At 39.2% G+C, this 17251-nt stretch carries 19 protein-coding genes and 2 pseudogenes; 18 read left to right on the plus strand and 3 right to left on the minus strand.

Annotated features, from left to right (window positions below):
* Positions 1 to 222 precede the first annotated feature (222 nt).
* On the minus strand, positions 223 to 1665 hold the full coding sequence (locus tag JI666_RS15070) for a carbon starvation CstA family protein (protein ID WP_206893296.1): 1443 nt from the start codon (positions 1663 to 1665) through the stop codon (positions 223 to 225).
* 338 nt (positions 1666 to 2003) lie between these two features.
* Between JI666_RS15070 and JI666_RS15075 the strand changes: the two genes are divergently transcribed.
* The 11 genes from JI666_RS15075 (at position 2004) to JI666_RS15125 (ending at position 9810) form a co-directional block, all read left to right on the plus strand.
* The gene (locus tag JI666_RS15075; protein ID WP_206893298.1) at positions 2004 to 2984 is read left to right on the plus strand and encodes an acyltransferase family protein; all 981 of its coding nucleotides are present in this window, start codon (positions 2004 to 2006) and stop codon (positions 2982 to 2984) included.
* Positions 2985 to 3301: 317 nt separating this feature from the next.
* Positions 3302 to 4426, plus strand: coding sequence for a peptide-methionine (R)-S-oxide reductase MsrB (gene msrB, locus JI666_RS15080; RefSeq protein ID WP_206893303.1), 1125 nt, complete (start codon positions 3302 to 3304; stop codon positions 4424 to 4426).
* 118 nt (positions 4427 to 4544) lie between these two features.
* Positions 4545 to 4919, plus strand: a complete 375-nt coding sequence (locus tag JI666_RS15085) for a YidH family protein (protein WP_136948856.1) — start codon at positions 4545 to 4547, stop codon at positions 4917 to 4919.
* A gap of 366 nt (positions 4920 to 5285) precedes the next feature.
* Entirely contained in the window at positions 5286 to 5546 is a 261-nt protein-coding gene (locus tag JI666_RS15090; RefSeq protein ID WP_206893305.1) for a metal-sensitive transcriptional regulator, read from the plus strand.
* Between the two features lie 50 nt (positions 5547 to 5596).
* A complete protein-coding gene (locus tag JI666_RS15095; protein WP_048311813.1) occupies positions 5597 to 6076 on the plus strand; it encodes a DsrE/DsrF/DrsH-like family protein in 480 nt (159 codons plus the stop codon).
* Positions 6077 to 6089: 13 nt separating this feature from the next.
* The gene (locus JI666_RS15100; RefSeq protein WP_206893307.1) at positions 6090 to 6449 is read left to right on the plus strand and encodes a rhodanese-like domain-containing protein; all 360 of its coding nucleotides are present in this window, start codon (positions 6090 to 6092) and stop codon (positions 6447 to 6449) included.
* Between the two features lie 14 nt (positions 6450 to 6463).
* Entirely contained in the window at positions 6464 to 6772 is a 309-nt protein-coding gene (locus JI666_RS15105; RefSeq protein ID WP_206893308.1) for a rhodanese-like domain-containing protein, read from the plus strand.
* Between the two features lie 20 nt (positions 6773 to 6792).
* Positions 6793 to 7356, plus strand: a complete 564-nt coding sequence (locus JI666_RS15110) for a sulfurtransferase TusA family protein (RefSeq protein WP_206893309.1) — start codon at positions 6793 to 6795, stop codon at positions 7354 to 7356.
* 39 nt (positions 7357 to 7395) lie between these two features.
* Positions 7396 to 8517 (plus strand): MBL fold metallo-hydrolase, encoded by a 1122-nt coding sequence (locus JI666_RS15115; RefSeq protein WP_206893310.1) that lies wholly within the window; start codon positions 7396 to 7398, stop codon positions 8515 to 8517.
* A 17-nt stretch (positions 8518 to 8534) separates the two neighbouring features.
* Positions 8535 to 8762, plus strand: coding sequence for a sulfurtransferase TusA family protein (locus JI666_RS15120; RefSeq protein WP_206893315.1), 228 nt, complete (start codon positions 8535 to 8537; stop codon positions 8760 to 8762).
* Between the two features lie 265 nt (positions 8763 to 9027).
* Positions 9028 to 9810, plus strand: coding sequence for a sulfite exporter TauE/SafE family protein (locus JI666_RS15125; RefSeq protein ID WP_206893316.1), 783 nt, complete (start codon positions 9028 to 9030; stop codon positions 9808 to 9810).
* A gap of 72 nt (positions 9811 to 9882) precedes the next feature.
* Here the strand turns inward: JI666_RS15125 and JI666_RS15130 are convergent, their stop codons facing one another.
* Positions 9883 to 11169, minus strand: a complete 1287-nt coding sequence (locus tag JI666_RS15130) for a hemolysin family protein (RefSeq protein WP_206893317.1) — start codon at positions 11167 to 11169, stop codon at positions 9883 to 9885.
* 260 nt (positions 11170 to 11429) lie between these two features.
* On the opposite strand from JI666_RS15130, the gene JI666_RS15135 reads away from it, so the two are divergent.
* The 5 genes and pseudogenes from JI666_RS15135 to JI666_RS15155 all read left to right on the plus strand — a co-directional run.
* Positions 11430 to 12128: a TVP38/TMEM64 family protein gene (locus JI666_RS15135; protein ID WP_206893318.1), complete on the plus strand. Its 699-nt coding sequence runs from the start codon at positions 11430 to 11432 to the stop codon at positions 12126 to 12128.
* Between the two features lie 82 nt (positions 12129 to 12210).
* Positions 12211 to 12513 carry an EthD family reductase gene (locus JI666_RS15140; RefSeq protein ID WP_206893319.1) on the plus strand — a complete coding sequence of 101 codons (303 nt, stop codon included), beginning with the start codon at positions 12211 to 12213 and terminating at the stop codon, positions 12511 to 12513.
* A gap of 111 nt (positions 12514 to 12624) precedes the next feature.
* A complete protein-coding gene (locus JI666_RS15145; RefSeq protein ID WP_206893320.1) occupies positions 12625 to 13242 on the plus strand; it encodes a flavodoxin family protein in 618 nt (205 codons plus the stop codon).
* Positions 13243 to 13569: 327 nt separating this feature from the next.
* A pseudogene (locus tag JI666_RS21785) lies at positions 13570 to 13677 on the plus strand (YjcZ family sporulation protein); the annotation flags it as partial.
* A 113-nt stretch (positions 13678 to 13790) separates the two neighbouring features.
* Positions 13791 to 13871, plus strand: a pseudogene (locus tag JI666_RS15155) (YjcZ family sporulation protein); the annotation flags it as partial.
* A gap of 241 nt (positions 13872 to 14112) precedes the next feature.
* Here JI666_RS15155 and purU read toward each other — a convergent pair.
* Entirely contained in the window at positions 14113 to 14976 is an 864-nt protein-coding gene (gene purU / locus JI666_RS15160) for a formyltetrahydrofolate deformylase (protein ID WP_206893327.1), read from the minus strand.
* A gap of 270 nt (positions 14977 to 15246) precedes the next feature.
* On the opposite strand from purU, the gene JI666_RS15165 reads away from it, so the two are divergent.
* Both JI666_RS15165 and JI666_RS15170 read left to right on the plus strand, forming a co-directional pair.
* Positions 15247 to 16011 (plus strand): DeoR/GlpR family DNA-binding transcription regulator, encoded by a 765-nt coding sequence (locus JI666_RS15165; RefSeq protein WP_206893334.1) that lies wholly within the window; start codon positions 15247 to 15249, stop codon positions 16009 to 16011.
* Positions 16012 to 16197: 186 nt separating this feature from the next.
* A complete protein-coding gene (locus tag JI666_RS15170; RefSeq protein ID WP_206893335.1) occupies positions 16198 to 17226 on the plus strand; it encodes an LLM class flavin-dependent oxidoreductase in 1029 nt (342 codons plus the stop codon).
* The last annotated feature ends 25 nt before the right edge of the window (positions 17227 to 17251 follow it).

The raw sequence follows: 17251 nt of genomic DNA on the forward strand, positions 1-17251 counted from the left end.
GAGCGGAAGGATGCTCGACTCCTGCGGGACTAGCGGGACAGGTGAGACCCCACAGGCGCGATGTTCTTACGCGCCGAGGAGGCTCACCGCCCGCCCCGCGGAAAGCGAGCATCCTGGAGCGGAAATGTCCCACTTTCTTATAGTACGAAAAAGAGCCATCTCCAATTGACTTACATAAAAAACCAGCTACCTTTTCACTAAAGAAAAGATAGCTGGTTTTGTTTATGCAACTTGTTCTACCGTGACAGGATTACTTCTACGAGCTTTCCATAGTTGATAACCGAACCATCCGGCTGTCAAAGCTGTAATACCTGCACCGAACATCATCGAAACATTGTATGGAAGTTCGAATCCTTCAGGTGCAAGGAACAGATAAGTTGATACGGTCATGGTCATGAAAAGTGCTGGCAAAGAGCAAATCCAGTGGAATTTGTAATTTCTGACTAGATACATAGCGGCTGTCCATAGCATAACCGTTGCGACAAGCTGATTGGTAAAACCAACGTATCTCCATAAAAAAGTGTAGTCAATTTGAGTTAGAAGGAATGTTGGTGTAGCAACTGCTGCAGTTAATAGCAACGTTTTCCCTTTTCCACCTTGGTTCCCCTTGTTTTCCTTCTTTACGAATAAATCAGCAAGCATCATTCGAGAAGATCGAAGTGATGTATCTCCAGTTGTGATTGGTAGAATGATAACACCAATGATCGCAAGTACTCCGCCGAACGTGCCGAGTAGGGAAGAACTGATTTCGTTTACAACGCCTGACGGTCCACCAGCAGCAAGTGCACCCTGAAGGCCGCCAGTGTTTCCGAAGAACGTCATTCCTGCTGCTGCCCAGATCAAGGCAATGACACCTTCAGCAATCATCGCACCATAGAATACCTTTTTTCCATCGCTCTCTTTTTTCATCGTTCTAGCAATAATAGGACTCTGCGTGGAATGGAATCCTGAGATCGCTCCACAAGAGACGGTAATCATCAAAAGTGGCCATAGGGGCAGATTATCGGGATGAAGATTTGCCATTGTTAAGTTTGGAATAGGATTGTCCATAAAGAACAGCCCAATACCTATCGAAACAGCCATCATAATAAGAATAACACCAAAGATCGGATAAATTCGTCCGATGATTTTGTTAACTGGAAGCACAGCAGCCAGTACAAAATAAGCGAAGATAACAACCAAACACATTGTAAAGCTAAGTGGTGTAACCTGTGCCATTAGCTGTGCAGGTCCTGCAGTAAAAGCAGCTGCCACCAGAATCATTAATACGATAGAAATAATGTTGATTGTTCCTTTTGCGGCTCCTCCAAGATAACGACCAACAAGGGAAGGATATTGTTCACCATTGTGTCTAAGGGACATCATTCCTGAGAAATAATCATGAACAGCTCCTGCGAAGATTGAGCCGATGACAATCCAGATAAAAGCAACTGGTCCGTAAAGAGCTCCTAGAACTGCGCCGAAAATAGGACCAAGTCCAGCAATATTTAATAGTTGAATTAAACTACCTTTCCACCAGCTCATCGGCATATAATCCATGCCATCCTCTTTTGTATATGCAGGGGTCTCACGATCATCGTCTATGCCGAAAATTCGCTCAACCACCTTTGAATAAACGTAATAACCTACAATCAACAAACAAATAGCTCCGACAAATGTGATCATGTTTCCCGCCTCCTTTTCCGTGTTCGAAAATATACCATTCATTTTACTAACCTAATCGATAAAAAACAACATGATTATTCAGAAAAAATATATTTTTCTATTAATTAAAACGATTACAAATTAAATTAGTTCAATTCTCCTTGTATAGGTTAGTAAATTCGTCCTGTTTCAACTGGGTATATAGTTCGAATAGTCTTACTTTTTGTTTGGATGACAGAATGGCAGACATTTAGTACGAATAATCTACAAAGAATATCGTTGAGTTTATGAAAATATGGGTATATAGAAGAAGACGAAGTTTCACAATCGTCTCTTGTATCTTTGAGGAGGTTGTTTTCGTGTCAAAGCGGATTGCATTGTTTGATAACAGTAAAGCTATATTAATATTGCTAGTAGTGGGAGGGCATTTGCTCACGCCGTTTATTGATGACTCACGTTTCCTTTATAGCCTTTATCACGTAATCTTTATCTTTCATATGCCAGCATTTATTTTTCTAACAGGTTATTTCACTAGAAAGGCGTCTGGAACAAGGTATTTTTGGAAGATATTCACAACGTTTTTGTTGCCGTATATCATTTTCCAGGTGGTCTATTCGATCTATTACACAAACCTTTATCAAAAACCGTTTGCCATTGAGCTATTAACGCCAAGATGGGCAATGTGGTTCTTGTTATGTATTGCGGCATACAAGCTGATTTCTCCAATCCTACTGAAGATGAAAGCAAGCACACTGCTCCCATTAAGTATTGTGGCTGGATTAGTGGTAGGATACTTTGATATTGAGAGATTTCTATCATTAGATCGTCTTTTCGTATTCCTCCCATTTTTTGTGCTAGGTATGATGATGGGACGAAGAGAACAGCCAATTCGATTGCCTTATATGAAATGGGTAGCCCCTATTGTATTAAGTGGTCTATTCGTTCTGTTCTATCTTTACCGAATCGAAGGTCTAACGGATCTCCTTTATGGGACATACGTGTATGAATCAAATACCGACCTTCTCATCCGTCTTGTGTATTATGTTGGAACTGCAATAGTGATGTTCCTGTTTTTCTCCATGATACCTGAAAGTCCAATGGTACTTACACCAATTGGGTCACGTACATTTGCGATCTATTTGTTCCATGGATTTATTATTAAATGGTTCTTAGAACAGCAGTCTGCGGATGTTATTGCTACGGTATGGGGTGTACCGTTTACCGTCGTATTTGCAGTTTTCATTTCAACGTTATTGAGCATGCCGTTCTTCTCTAAATTACTTGCGTTCGATCGATGGCTTCCTTCACCTGACAAATTAACTTCAGCACGTAGTAGATAGCAAAAAGCGGTATGCCAGCGGGGCATACCGCTTTTATGTATGTCTCCTTCACTTACTTAAAGAGAATGTGCTCATCTCAATCAAAAGATTAAAGATTCAAAAGAAAATACGTTACACTAGATGAAAGAAAATCAAATCGTAATACTTTCTTTAGAGAACAATAATTAGGATTGCATAGCATAAGGATACCTTCATGTACGATTCTTTTATTGAGGCATTACAGATCAAAACAGTTGATTGAACTTCAAGGAGATAAAATAGGCGTAGGAAGTGAATTTTGGTTTACGCTTCTTTTAAACAAGAAGGGGGAATTGTAAATGAAAGCAACGCGATGGATTCTATTAGTTGGAATAGCTGTTGTACTCATTTTTGCTGTACCAAAGTTATATGACGTTATGTTCAAACGGTCTTATGGTAGTGAACCTGCAAAGGCGATTGAAGAAAATCAATCAGTAGCAACATTTGCAGGGGGCTGTTTCTGGTGCATGGAACCGCCATTTGAGAAGTTAACTGGAGTTAGTGAAGTCGTCTCAGGGTACACTGGGGGGGATACTGAAAATCCTTCATATGAAGAAGTATCTGGGGGTGGCACTGGACACGTAGAAGCTGTCCAAGTTTACTATGACCCATCTGTTGTTTCGTACGAAACACTGTTAGATGTTTTTTGGAGACAAATCGATCCTACCGACGATGGTGGTCAGTTCGTCGATCGTGGTGATCAGTATTTATCAGCTATTTTCTACCACAATGAAGAACAGAAACAAGCAGCTATGGAATCAAAAAAAGAAATACAGAACTCTGATCGATTCGAAAAACCAATTGTTACGCCTATTGAAGAAGCTACAACATTCTATGTTGCGGAAGAATACCATCAGAATTACTACAAAGAGAACGAATTACGTTATAAATTCTATCGGAAAAATTCAGGAAGAGACCAGTTTCTTGATAAATACTGGGGTAACGAACGCGAAGTGGAAATACCTGAAGTGAAGCCAGCTTCATATTCAGAAGCGGAACTTAAGGAAATGCTAACCCCTATTCAGTATAATGTGACTCAGGAAGATGGCACGGAAAAAGCATTTGATAATCAATACTGGGATAACAAAGAAAAAGGAATCTATGTAGATATCGTGTCAGGAGAACCGCTATTCAGCTCGTCTGATAAGTATGAGTCTGGAACAGGGTGGCCGAGTTTTACTAAGCCTCTAGTGCCAGAGAATATCGTAGAGAAAGAAGACAAAAGCTTCTTTACCGTCCGAACTGAAATTAGAAGTAAAGAAGCCGATTCCCATCTTGGTCATGTGTTTGAAGATGGACCTGAACCAACAGGTCTTCGATACTGTATGAATTCAGCTGCACTTGACTTTATTCCTTTAGATGAGATGGAGGAAAAAGGGTACGGAGAGTATATTGAAACAGTTAAAGAAGGAGCAGAATCCTAAGTGGATTCTGCTTTTCTTTTCATTAGTATGGATATAATAGAGGGTAGAATGGTTGCAAGAATCCGGAATGAAGGATATAGTATAGGATATTCCGTAAATACACACGGGGGTATAATAAATGGACATTGAGAATAAAAAAGCTGATGGCAGAGTACAACAGCTCCTTGCGAATGAAAGAACGTTTCTTGCCTGGGTGCGAACTTCAATTGCGATTATAGGGATTGGTTTTCTAACAGCGAGTTTACATTTTACAAGAGCGGTTGGTGAGAGAGCAGATGATCAAGTAGCCGTCTTTATTAGTTTCTCATCATTATTATTTGGCCTATTAACCATGGTCGGGGGAACAATTCAATTCTATCGAACGAAAAAAAGGATCTTGAAATTTGAAGTTCCATCATCTTCATGGATCGTTATCTTCTTATTGGTAGTTGTTCTATTAATCATCGCTCTTATAGCAACGTACTTTATCATTCAAATCAATTGGCTGAGCTAATTGCTGCCTATTGACATGTTAATCATGTACGTTATAATGCCGCTATAGGTATTTGGGGGAGTGACCAACCGAATATTTTTTTACTTGACTTTATACCCCTGAGGGTATAAAGTGGTAAGAGTAATGAATGCAGCGCAATAAAGTCGTTATCTTCTTATTGGTAGTTGCTCTTTGGATCAACATTGCCATAGCGACTTACTTTACCATTTAAGTAAATTGACTAAGCTAATTGCTGCCTATTGACAAATGAATCATATACGTTATAATACCCCTATAGGTATTTAAAAGAAGCAACAACTTAAATATATTATTATTTTTTTTACTTGATTTTATACCCCTTAGGGCATAAGGTGAGGAGGTAAATATATGCAATACGATAAAGCCGTTACGAATCGATTGAAGAGAATAGAAGGTCAGCTTCGCGGCGTAATTAATATGATGGAACAAGGGAAAAGTTGTGAAGACATTGTTACGCAACTCTCAGCTACACGTTCTGGAATTGATCGTTCAATTGGATTAATTGTTAGTTCCAATCTAGAACAGTGCCTACATGAACAAATTGAAAATGGTGAACCAACAGGTGATGTTGTGAAAGAAGCCGTCAACCTACTTGTAAGAAGTAGATAAAAAATTTTAATGAGTTATATACCCTAGGGTGTATATTAGGAGGATATAGAATGAGTGAACAGAAGAAAACAACGATAGTACTATTTAGTGGTGACTATGATAAAGCAATGGCAGCTTACATTATTGCGAACGGTGCCGCTGCTTATGACCATGAAGTAACCATTTTCCATACGTTCTGGGGATTAAATGCACTACGTAAAGATCAGCAAGTTGATGTAAATAAAGGTTTTCTAGAAAAAATGTTTGGTAAAATGATGCCACGTGGTGCAGATAAAATGGGGCTTTCCAAAATGAATTACGGTGGAATGGGAAAGAAAATGATCAAGGACGTTATCAAAAAGCATAACGTAACAGAGCTACCTCAGTTGATTGAACTTGCTCAGGAACAAGAAGTGAAACTAGTTGCATGTACAATGACAATGGATCTTCTTGGACTTCAGAAGGAAGAACTATTAGAAGAAATTGATTATGCAGGTGTTGCCGCATATCTTGGTGATGCTGAAGATGGTAATGTGAATCTCTTTATCTAAGGAGCGATAGGATATGGAAATCATCATTGTTGCAGCGATTGTTATAGTAGGGTGGCTACTGTATAAGAAAGTTGGCCCTGGAAAAAATGTTAAAACCATTACTTCTGAAGAAGCTAAAGCGAAGTTTAACGATCGAAATGTACAATTCATTGATGTTCGAACAAAAGGTGAATACAAGGGACAAAAAGTAAAACAGTTTAAAAATATGCCGCTCCACGAACTTGGAAAGCGCGCAAACGAACTTGATCCAAATAAAGAAGTTATTGTACTTTGCCAGAGTGGAATGAGAAGCGGAAAAGCTTGCAGCGAATTGAAAAGACAAGGATTTACTAATGTGTCTAACGTTCGCGGCGGATTGAATATGTGGAGATAAGAGGAGGAGAAAGAATGTCTGGTTATGTAAAAGATGTAACAGCTACAGAAGTAAACGATATGTTAAAAGAAAATAAATCGATTAGCATTGTAGATGTTCGTGGTCCTGAAGAGGTTGCTACAGGCAAGATTCCTGGCGCATATAATCTACCTGTTAATGAGCTTCAATCACGGATGGATGAACTTGATAAAGAGACGGAACATATTATTGTATGTCAGTCTGGTGGTCGAAGTAGTATGGCTTCAATGGTATTGAAATCAAACGGATATAAGGTATTAAATATGACCGGCGGTATGCTTGAATGGTCAGGAGAAACTGAATAATCATTCTCAGGAGGTACACTATGATAAAAACAGATCATGTATTAGATGCAAAAGGACTCGCGTGTCCGATGCCAATCGTCAAAACAAAGAAAACCATGAAAGATCTTGAAGCAGGAGTCGTTCTTGAAATTCAAGCAACAGACAAAGGATCGAAAGCAGATATTAAAGCATGGGCTGATAAGGTAGGACATCAGTATCTTGGTACAGTAGAAGAAGGAGAGGTTCTGAAGCATTATCTTCGTAAAGCATCAGATAGTGAAACAGAATCTGAGAAGAACCATCCGAACGTTATTTCAAATGATGATCTTGCAGCCAAATTGTCTGATGGAAACATGACAATCGTTGATGTAAGAGAACCAGCAGAGTATGCATTTAGTCATCTTCCAAATGCGATTTCACTTCCACTTGGCGAAATAGAAGACCGTATGTCTGAACTAACTTCTGACAAACAAATTTATATAATCTGCAGAACGGGTACACGTAGTGACCTTGCAGCTCAAAAATTAGCTGATAGTGGTTATGATGTAATTAATGTTGTTCCAGGAATGTCCGAATGGACTGGACCAACTAATTCAAGTCTATAAAAATTTTTAAAATGATAAATACCACAGGGGGTATAAAGATTGGATTTAAAACAACGACAAGCAAGTGAAGTTGCTTCAAAGGTAATGAACAAGGAAGACCTCTTTATTCTCGATGTGCGTAATGAAGAAGCATATGGTGATTGGAAGATTGAAGGAGAATCCATTACTTCAATAAATGTTCCTTACTTCGATTTAATTGATGGAGTAGAAGATCTTCTTCCAGATCTTCCGAAAGATAAAGAAATTCTCGTCGTATGTGCGAAAGAAGGTTCTTCAATCTTTGTTGGTGAAGAACTAGTTGAAGCAGGAGTGCAGAATGTCTCTTATCTTTCAGGTGGTATGAAGGCATGGAGTGAGTACTTGGAGCCTGTTAAAGTTGGTGATCTCCCCGGAGGAGCTCTTTATCAATTCGTTCGAATCGGTAAAGGATGTCTTTCCTATATGATCGAATCAAACGGAGAAGCTGCTATTGTTGATGCGAGTCGCATGATTGAAAATTATACGACGTTCGCTGAAAACAAAGGTCTTACAATTAAAGCAACAATGGATACGCACTTGCATGCAGACCACATTTCTGGAGGTAAAGCGTTAGCTGATCAAGTTAATGGAACTTACTATCTTCCAGAACAAGATGCAGGAGAAGTTACATTCCCATTCACGTCTCTTAAAGAGGGTAATAAAGTAGCCATTGGTGATGTGACCATTGAGCCAATCTATTCTCCAGGACACACGATCGGTAGTACATCTTTAATGATTGACGATGCTTATCTTTTAACTGGCGATATATTGTTCGTAGAATCAATTGGTCGACCTGATTTAGCGGGTAAAGCAGAGGACTGGGTTCTCGATCTTCGCACAACACTTTATAATCGATATAAAGAAATGACTGGCGGTTTAATTGTTTTACCTGCCCACTTCTCTAAAGTAGCTGAGCTTGGTGAGACAGGAGTGGTTTCCGCGAAGCTTGAAGAACTTTATCAGAAAAACGATGGACTTAATGTGGAAGAAGAAGCTGAATTTCGTAGAATGGTTACAGAAAATCTTCCACCACAGCCGAATGCTTACCAGGAAATTCGAGAAACGAATATGGGGAAAATAAACCCTGATGAAGAAACAAGAAGAGAAATGGAAATTGGACCAAACCGCTGCGCGGTTAACTAATAAGGAGGATTTTAACAATGGAAGCACAAAAAACTTTAGACGCAAAAGGGCTAGCTTGCCCGATGCCAATCGTTAAAACGAAGAAAGCAATGAAGGATCTGGAGTCTGGTCAGGTTCTTGAAATTCAGGCAACAGATAAAGGTGCACAAAGTGACCTTACAGCATGGGCTAAATCGGGCGGTCATGAACTAATGAACACAGAAGAAACCGACGGAGTCTTCTATTTCTGGATTAAAAAAGCCTAACAGCAAGATAAGGAGGTACTAAGTCAGTACCTCTTTTTTCTTTTCTAAAGACTCTTTTTTAAAGGTTGTTGCACTTAAAAGTATGTATGTATAAGGTTCTTTTCTAAAAGATTGTTGCTTTTGTTGTATAACCTCACTTAGCTGATTTTCGCTACAGGGTGCTCGACTCCTGCGGGACTGTGCACCCTGTAGCGAAAATCAGCCACTACTTTTATAGCAACAAAGTGTACAAAAAGCATCTTATTCGAAGAAAGGAGGGAACAAGATGGATTTTAGTTTTATTATTACGATATTTGCAATTGGATTTATTGGTTCTTTTATTTCAGGGATGGTTGGTATTGGTGGCTCAATTATTAAATATCCAATGCTTCTTTATATCCCACCGGCTCTTGGCTTTGCAGCATTTAGTGCCCATGAGGTATCAGGAATTAGTGCGGTGCAGGTGTTTTTTGCTACGATTGGTGGTGTTTGGGCCTATCGCAAAGGCGGCTACTTAAATAAGCAGTTGATTCTTTATATGGGTGTTAGTATCCTGATCGGTAGCTTTATTGGTGGGTACGGCTCAACCATTATGTCTGAACAGGGAATCAATGTGGTTTATGGTGCACTGGCGGCGATTGCTGCAGTGATGATGTTTATTCCGAAAAAGGGTATTGATGATATTCCACTTGATCAGGTGAAGTTCAATAAACTGCTTTCAGCTAGTCTTGCCTTTATTGTAGGAATTGGAGCAGGTATAGTTGGGGCGGCAGGTGCGTTTCTACTTGTGCCGATTATGCTTGTTGTGTTGAAAATACCTACTCGGATGACGATCGCATCGTCACTAGCAATTACATTTATTTCTTCAATCGGTTCAACGGTTGGTAAGCTAGCCACAGGACAGGTATTACTACTTCCGGCTGCAGTCATGATTGTTGCAAGCTTAATTGCTTCACCACTTGGTGCAAATGCAGGAAAGAAAATAAATACAAAGATATTACAATGGGTTCTTGCAGCTCTTATTCTTGGAACATCGATTAAAATATGGTTTGATTTACTAGTTAAGTAATAGAAAAGCTGTCTCTCTGGTCTATATGGCAGAGAGACAGCTTTTTGTTTGTTCATAATAAGTCAAAGTTCGTCATTCAGAATGTTTGATTTCAAGCTCCTTAATTTGGTGTCCATCAATTTCCCGAACCGTGAATTCATAGTCATTAACTGTAAACGAAGTTCCTTGTTTAGGTTCAATATCATGTGTTAAAACCCAGCCACCAATTGTATCGACGTCAGTATGATCAAGAGAAGTTCCAAGAAGTTCGTTAATTTCAGTAATTAGCGCTTTACCATCAACGATTGTTTTTCCGTTTCCGTCTTCACGTATTGGAAGTTTTTCATCAAAATCAAACTCATCCTGAATTTCGCCTACTATTTCCTCAAGAATATCTTCTACCGTAACAAGTCCTGCCGTTCCACCATATTCATCAACAACAATTGCAATATGGTTGTGGCTTTTTTGCATCTTTTTAAGAAGCGTTTTAATGGGAGAAGTTTCAATAACGTGATTGATTGGGTGGATATATTCTTTAAGAACGAGTTCTTCACCCCATTTATATTGCGTTAGTATTTCTTTAATATTGACCACGCCAATAATCTTATCTTTGTCTCCATCTGCTACAGGGTAACGAGTATACTTACCATTTTTCATGATTTGTAAGTTTTCTTCGGTTGTATTGTCTACAAATAAACATGTCATTTCAGTACGGGGAATCATGATTTCCCTAGCCATACGCTCATCGAACTCGAAGATGTTATTAACGAATTCCATCTCTGATTTATTAATTTCGCCACTCTTATAACTTTCAGATAATATGAGACGAAGCTCTTCCTCAGAGTGAGCCTGTTCATGTTCATTTGCAGATTTCAATCCAAACAGTTTAACAACGCCTCTCGCTGAGCCGTTCAGTGCCCATATGAATGGATACATAATACGATAGAACAAAATAAGTGGTCCGGCTAGTAATAAGCTAATTTTCTCTGCTTTTTGTATGGCAAATGTCTTAGGAGCAAGCTCTCCAAGTACAACATGCAGAAACGTGATAATACTGAAAGATAAAGCAATCGTTAGTGGTGAAACAATAGCTTCTGGGACATGAATAAGTTCAAACAGTGGATGCAGAAGCTGTTCGACTGTTGATTCTCCAAGCCAACCAAGAGCAAGAGCTGTAATGGTAATACCTAACTGACAGGCAGAAAGATACCCATCAAGGTTTCCAAGTACTTTTTGAACAGCTTTGGCTTTTTTATTTCCTTCACGTGCAAGTGAGTCGATTCTTGTTCTTCGAATTTTTACGATTGCAAATTCAGAAGCTACAAAGAACGCAGTTAATACAATTAGTAGAAGAACAGCAATTATTTTAATAATCTCCAATAGTGCCCTTACAGAATCGTAAGGGTTCACCTCCTATGTAGTAATATGTTTAGCATCATTATAACGATGTTTTCCTCATAAGGGATAATGTGAAACGGATTTTCTCATAATACGCTGTGCTTGGTTAATATTTTCTTAAGTAGTATTAATGGAAAACGATTAGATCTGGTGCTATGATGAGCTTTGTGTTTAACAACAATTCATTTAAAGACTCCTTGCGGGAGCTTCACATAATAGTTTTTTCAGAAAGGGGACTAATTATGAGAAACAACGTATCTCCCCTTAAATGGATAGGGTTAGTCTTACTAATTATTATCACAATTATTTTGTTAATAAATCCACAATGGTTCACTGCGATACGTTCGTTTATATCACTGGACTCCTTGTCGCTGCTTGCAGATTATTTTCGATCGCTTGGGATCTGGGCGCCTTTTATTAGTATCGGCTTAATGATCGCACAAGGTATCATTGCGCCACTTCCTTCATTTGTCATTACAGCAGCCAATGGACTTGCTTTTGGGATACCGCTTGGAATTATTATCTCATGGACAGGTGGAATGGCTGCTGCACTTGTCATGTTCCTTCTTGCTAGAATACTGGGGGCTTCGTTTGTTGAAAAAGTAACGAAGAAAAGCGATCTTCTTGCGAAAGCAAATCGCTATAGCGGTGATAATGGATTCTTCTTAATTCTAGTCGCAAGGTTAGTTCCAATCGTTTCTTTCGATATTATTTCCTTAATTGCTGGTTTGAGTAACATTAAGTTTCGTTCATTTGTAATTGCAACTGCGATAGGGCAACTCCCAGGGACAATTTTATATACGATAGTTGGTCATGACATTGCGAACCTTGATCAATACCAGGATCGATTCATTTGGACAAGTATTGTTCTCGTTGCATTTCTGATCATTGGAAAATGGAGAAGTGTTCGTAACGCCAAAAAGCCAAAAGATAGTAAATAGAAGTGCATTTCACTTTCTTAATTTATTCCTTGAGATTATGATAAACGTGAGCTAGAAATTAAAATGACAGGAGAGATTGGCATTGGCTAAAATCATCGTGATTTATCAAGAACCAAAGGAAGTAGCTGAGTTCAAACAATACTACGAGAACAATCATATGGCGCTTGTAAAAGATGTACCAAACGTAACGAATGCTGAAGTAAATTATGTTTCTGCTGCAATGAACACGGACAAACCGTACTACTTAACAGCTACGATTGAGTTTGGTTCGAAAGAGCAATTAGAAGATGCGATGCAGTCCCCAGCATGGGCAAAAGTATCTGAAGATGGTCAGAACATGATGAAGTTTCTGCATGAGCCACCACTTCTGCTTATTACAGAATAAGAATGATAGGAGCACTCGGTTTTTCCATTCGAGTGCTCTTTTGTTTAATCTTCTCTTCAAAAGGTAATAGGATTGCAAGACTTTGTAAGTATTTAGAGAGGAGACTATTACATGAAAGCATTGTTTCTTAACTGTTCACTGAAAACAAGCGATAATCCATCTAACACGGACGCTCTTTATCAAGAAGCGGAAGCTGTTTTTGATAAGGAAGGAATTCAAACGGAGAGCGTTAGATTAGCTGATTATAAAATTGCCTATGGTATCTCTGAGGATGAAGGTAATGGTGACGAGTGGCCATCCATTTTTGAAAAAGTAAAAGCAGCGGATATTATTGTTCTCGGAACACCCTTATGGCTTGGTGAAAAAAGTAGCATTGCAACACTAGCCATTGAGCGCCTATATGGGGCAAGTGGTTCAACGAATGAGTTGGGTCAATCCCTTTACTATAATAAGGTAGGCGGTGTTGTAATTACTGGTAATGAAGATGGTGCCAAGCACGCAGCTGCATCCGTATTATACGGTTTCTCACATATCGGAATTACCGTGCCACCGAATGTAGACGCATATTGGGTAGGGGAAGCAGGGCCAGGTGATTCCTATATTGATGCAAATGGTCAGGAAAATGATTTCGCTACAGGTCATGCTAAAACGATGGCGCATAATTTAGTTCATTTCGCACGAATTTTTAATGAAAACCCAATTCCTGCTAAAGGAAATACAATGGAATAATAACCATAAAGAACCCTCTCTCCTGTTAAATGGAGAGAGGTTTTTTGTATAGGTATAGATTCGTAATGATACCTTCATATTCACCGTGGCGCCCAGTATTCCATAAGATAGTAGATAAACAAAAATGGGGGGATTCCAGTGGATGAACTGATCTTGTTTCTTGTCCTTTTTATTCTTCTCATTATTATTTTGCTTGCAGTAGCGGGGATAATTTAAGATACCCAAAAAATGCTTAGCATATTTCTAACGGACTATGGACATCCGCCTACCCTTCTTTTTCATTGCGACATATAGTATTAGTAACCTTCCAGGAAAGGGGGTTTTCTAATGAGTGGAAAAGAGCAAGTTCGTGGCGGAGGCTACGGTAAAGGATTTGCGTTAATTGTTGTATTGTTCATTCTCTTGATTATCGTTGGAGCAGCTGCAGTTGGCGGAGCAGGTTACGGATGCGGTCCATGTGGCGGAAAAGGTGGCTACGGCGGCTACGGCGGTTATGGCTACTAAACCTTTCTTGTTGAATTAGCATGAAGGGAGGGATATCTATGAGTTACGGTTATGGTCAAGGCTTTGCGCTAATCGTTGTTTTGTTTATTCTTTTGATTATCGTTGGCGCAGTATGGGCTTACTAATATAAGCAAAAGCACCCAATTAGGGTGCTTTTTTCCTTGATATGAGGTTGGTTATAGCGGTGTATTTATTATTGATGGGCGTTTTTGTGCATATTGCGTTGTTAAATATAGTTATTCACAATCCCTCTTATGAAGAGGGATTTCCGCTTCAAAACGCTTTCCTTGGTGCGGGCGATGAGCCTCCTCGACTCCAATTAGCTAAGTATGATTTTTAAAACAACAATGCTTTCAAAAAAACACCTTATTGAAAAACAATTGTTTTAGTACCGTGCACGATGACTCGTTTCTCAAGATGCCATTTAACAGCCCGGTATAAGACAATTCTTTCTATGTCTTTTCCATGTCTTTTAAGGTCCGTTACATTGTAGCGATGGGTAATGCGAGTAATATCCTGTTCAATAATTGGTCCTTCGTCTAGTTGCTCATTCACATAATGTGCGGTTGCACCTATTAATTTCACACCTCGGTCAAACGCTTGTTTATAAGGATTTCCTCCAATGAATGCAGGGAGGAAGGAATGATGAATGTTAATGATTTCATTAGGATATTGTTTGATTAATTCTTCAGGGATAATTTGCATGTAACGTGCCAGAATGACAGTATCTACTTTATGTTCTTCAAGCAATGACAAATGTGCTACTGTTGCTTCTGCTTTCGTTTCTTTTGTTACAGGAACATGATAGAAGGGAATACCTGCTTCCTCAGTTAATTCTCTGAAATGATTGTGATTACTAATAACCATGGCGATTTCTGCATGAAGCTCACCTAATTGCCATCTCCAAATTAATTCTTGTAAACAATGATCTTCTTTTGTAGCAAAAATAGCGATGAGAGGCTTTTTTGATGTAGCTGTGATGGACCACTGCATTGAGAATGGTGAAGCTGTTTCTTCAAAAGCAGCTTCAAGTTCAGGTAGCTTCTCAAGTAAATCAGGGTGACTAAATTCAATCCTCATGAAGAAATGACCTTGAACAGGATCTGTAGAGTGCTGATCTGAGTGTACGATGTTTGCGCCATTTGAGAAGAGGAATGTTGATACTGCAGCTACAATCCCTTCTGTGTCAGGGCATGATACTAATAAAATACCTTTTTCTGTTTGGTTCATCACTAGCCTCCTATAGGTGTTAAATAGTTAAAATCATACATTATTTCGATGTGAAGCGCAAAAGGGTTTTCGGTTATAGCTGGGGGAGGATTTTTGACTCACTCGAAGGAGCCAAAAATCGAGCGGATAACAGAATTAACCTTCTTTACGTAAAATGATAAAAAAGCAATAAAACTTACAATTACTTAATAATAATTAATAAAACTTATTTATATTGATTCTATACTTATGTTGACTTATAATGTAAGGGAATGGAAACGAGGGGTTGGCATGTATCAAGAGGAAAGAATGTTAGCTATATTAGACTATCTCAAGAAGCATGAGCGTATTTCTGTTGAGCAGATTTGCGACCTATTTCTCGTTTCAAGAGATACGGCTAGAAGAGATTTGGTGAAGCTTGAAGAAGAGGGTGCAGTAACAAGAACGAGGGGTGGAGCGGTACTTCCACAGCTTCGGCATGAAATTAAGTCTTATCAGGATCGACTAAATGTCGTTTCTGAAGAGAAGCAGCGAATTGGAAAGAAAGCAGCCACTTTTGTTACGGAAGGGGATGTAGTCATTCTTGATGCTTCTACTACTGTTCAGGCATGTGCTGAGTTTCTAATCTCCAAGCAAGCGACTGTGATTACGAACTCAATTCATCAAGCCGATATTCTATCCAATGGAGAGTTGCTTAATATTCATCTTCTTGGAGGGAAGCTTGAGAAAGACCACCGCTTTCTTTATGGATCAGCAGTTGTAGAAAAAGTGTCTTCCTATAATGCTGATATTGCTTTTATAGGCGTTATCGGGATATCTGAGCATGGTTTAACGATTGCTCATGAAGAAGATGGAATGGTTAAAAGGAAGATGATTGAGCAATCGAATTATGTCATAGCTCTCGCAGATTCATCAAAGTTTGGGCGCTCAGAATTTTTCCGTTTTGCAAGGCTTGAAGATGTGGATCTCATTATTACTGATAAAATACCTGATCAGCATGTCCAGCAAATGCTCGATGCTCATCAGGTCGAACTTGTCATTGCAGAGAAGTCATGAATCGCCAGTAACAGCTTTGGCTGCTGGAATAATAGAAACAGACCGGCGTAACCATAAGGGCGTGACGGTCTGTTTTTTGTATATACAAAAGGTGAAGTGATTAAAAGCAGATTGCTTGGTGAGATTAAGAAAAACTGTTAGCATTAACTGTAATAATTCGTTTTACATTAAAGGGGGCGATTTGATATGAAATTAAGTGTACTTGATCAATCTCCTGTATCAAGAGGTAATACGCCAGTAGATGCACTGAGAGAAACGACAAAGTTAGCTCAAGAAACAGAGAAACTTGGGTATCATCGTTTTTGGGTTTCTGAGCACCATAGTACGAAAAGTCTTGCAGGCTCCAGTCCAGAGGTGTTGATTTCACATTTGGCTGCGAATACAAATACGATGAGAATCGGGTCAGGTGGCGTGCTTTTGCCACATTATAGTCCGTATAAGGTAGCAGAAAATTTTCGAATGCTTGAAACCTTAAATCCAAATCGAATTGATCTTGGCCTTGGACGAGCGCCAGGTGGAATGCCTAATGTTACGAAAGCTCTCGCCGGTGGTAATAGTATGGGTATTGATAATTATTTAGAACAAGTGAATGAATTGGCTTCTTATCTAAAAGGAGAGGATCCAAATCGACTGAATGTAAGAGCAACACCGCTTGGTCGTACAACTCCTGAAATGTGGTTGCTTGGCTCAAGTGCAGCAAGTGCAATGATGGCGGCCCAGCGAGGGCTAGCTTTTACATTTGCCCATTTCATTAACGGAGACGGGGGATCAACAGTAGTCGATCGCTACTTGAGTCGCTTTGTGCCGTCTGAATTTAATGAAACACCTCAAACAAATGTGGCTATTTTTGTTGTTTGTGGAGAAACCGAAGAAGAGGCAGAATATCTCGCCTCAAGTCTTGACCTCGCTATTCTTTTAATTGAACAAGGAAAATCTGGCGAAGGGTTCCCATCACCAGATGAAGCACATCAATTCCCATATAGCGTGTTTGATAAAGAACGTATTCGGGAAAATAGAAGTAGAATGATCGTAGGCGACTCTGAGCAAGTAAAGAATCAAATTGAGGAACTTGCTTCAAAGTATCAAACTGAAGAAGTTATAATTAATACGATCACTCATGACTTTGAATCACGATTAAAGTCATATAAACTCATAGCGGAAGCGTTCGACTTAAAGGAAAACGCTAGTCTTGACAAAACCAACTGTAATAATTAAAATTACACTATATCTTGAATCAGTT

The organism is Bacillus sp. NTK071 (assembly GCF_017303315.1).
Lineage (GTDB): Bacteria > Bacillota > Bacilli > Bacillales > Guptibacillaceae > Guptibacillus.

Bases quoted from the DNA above. Each gene is read 5' to 3' on its own strand.
- JI666_RS15070 (WP_206893296.1), bottom strand. From the start codon at position 1,665: ATGATCACATTTGTCGGAGCTATTTGTTTGTTGATTGTAGGTTATTAC.
- msrB (WP_206893303.1), top strand. From the start codon at position 3,302: ATGAAAGCAACGCGATGGATTCTATTAGTTGGAATAGCTGTTGTACTC.
- JI666_RS15085 (WP_136948856.1), top strand. From the start codon at position 4,545: ATGGACATTGAGAATAAAAAAGCTGATGGCAGAGTACAACAGCTCCTT.
- JI666_RS15090 (WP_206893305.1), top strand. From the start codon at position 5,286: ATGCAATACGATAAAGCCGTTACGAATCGATTGAAGAGAATAGAAGGT.
- JI666_RS15095 (WP_048311813.1), top strand. From the start codon at position 5,597: ATGAGTGAACAGAAGAAAACAACGATAGTACTATTTAGTGGTGACTAT.
- JI666_RS15100 (WP_206893307.1), top strand. From the start codon at position 6,090: ATGGAAATCATCATTGTTGCAGCGATTGTTATAGTAGGGTGGCTACTG.
- JI666_RS15105 (WP_206893308.1), top strand. From the start codon at position 6,464: ATGTCTGGTTATGTAAAAGATGTAACAGCTACAGAAGTAAACGATATG.
- JI666_RS15110 (WP_206893309.1), top strand. From the start codon at position 6,793: ATGATAAAAACAGATCATGTATTAGATGCAAAAGGACTCGCGTGTCCG.
- JI666_RS15120 (WP_206893315.1), top strand. From the start codon at position 8,535: ATGGAAGCACAAAAAACTTTAGACGCAAAAGGGCTAGCTTGCCCGATG.
- JI666_RS15125 (WP_206893316.1), top strand. From the start codon at position 9,028: ATGGATTTTAGTTTTATTATTACGATATTTGCAATTGGATTTATTGGT.
- JI666_RS15135 (WP_206893318.1), top strand. From the start codon at position 11,430: ATGAGAAACAACGTATCTCCCCTTAAATGGATAGGGTTAGTCTTACTA.
- JI666_RS15145 (WP_206893320.1), top strand. From the start codon at position 12,625: ATGAAAGCATTGTTTCTTAACTGTTCACTGAAAACAAGCGATAATCCA.
- purU (WP_206893327.1), bottom strand. From the start codon at position 14,976: ATGAACCAAACAGAAAAAGGTATTTTATTAGTATCATGCCCTGACACA.
- JI666_RS15165 (WP_206893334.1), top strand. From the start codon at position 15,247: ATGTATCAAGAGGAAAGAATGTTAGCTATATTAGACTATCTCAAGAAG.
- JI666_RS15170 (WP_206893335.1), top strand. From the start codon at position 16,198: ATGAAATTAAGTGTACTTGATCAATCTCCTGTATCAAGAGGTAATACG.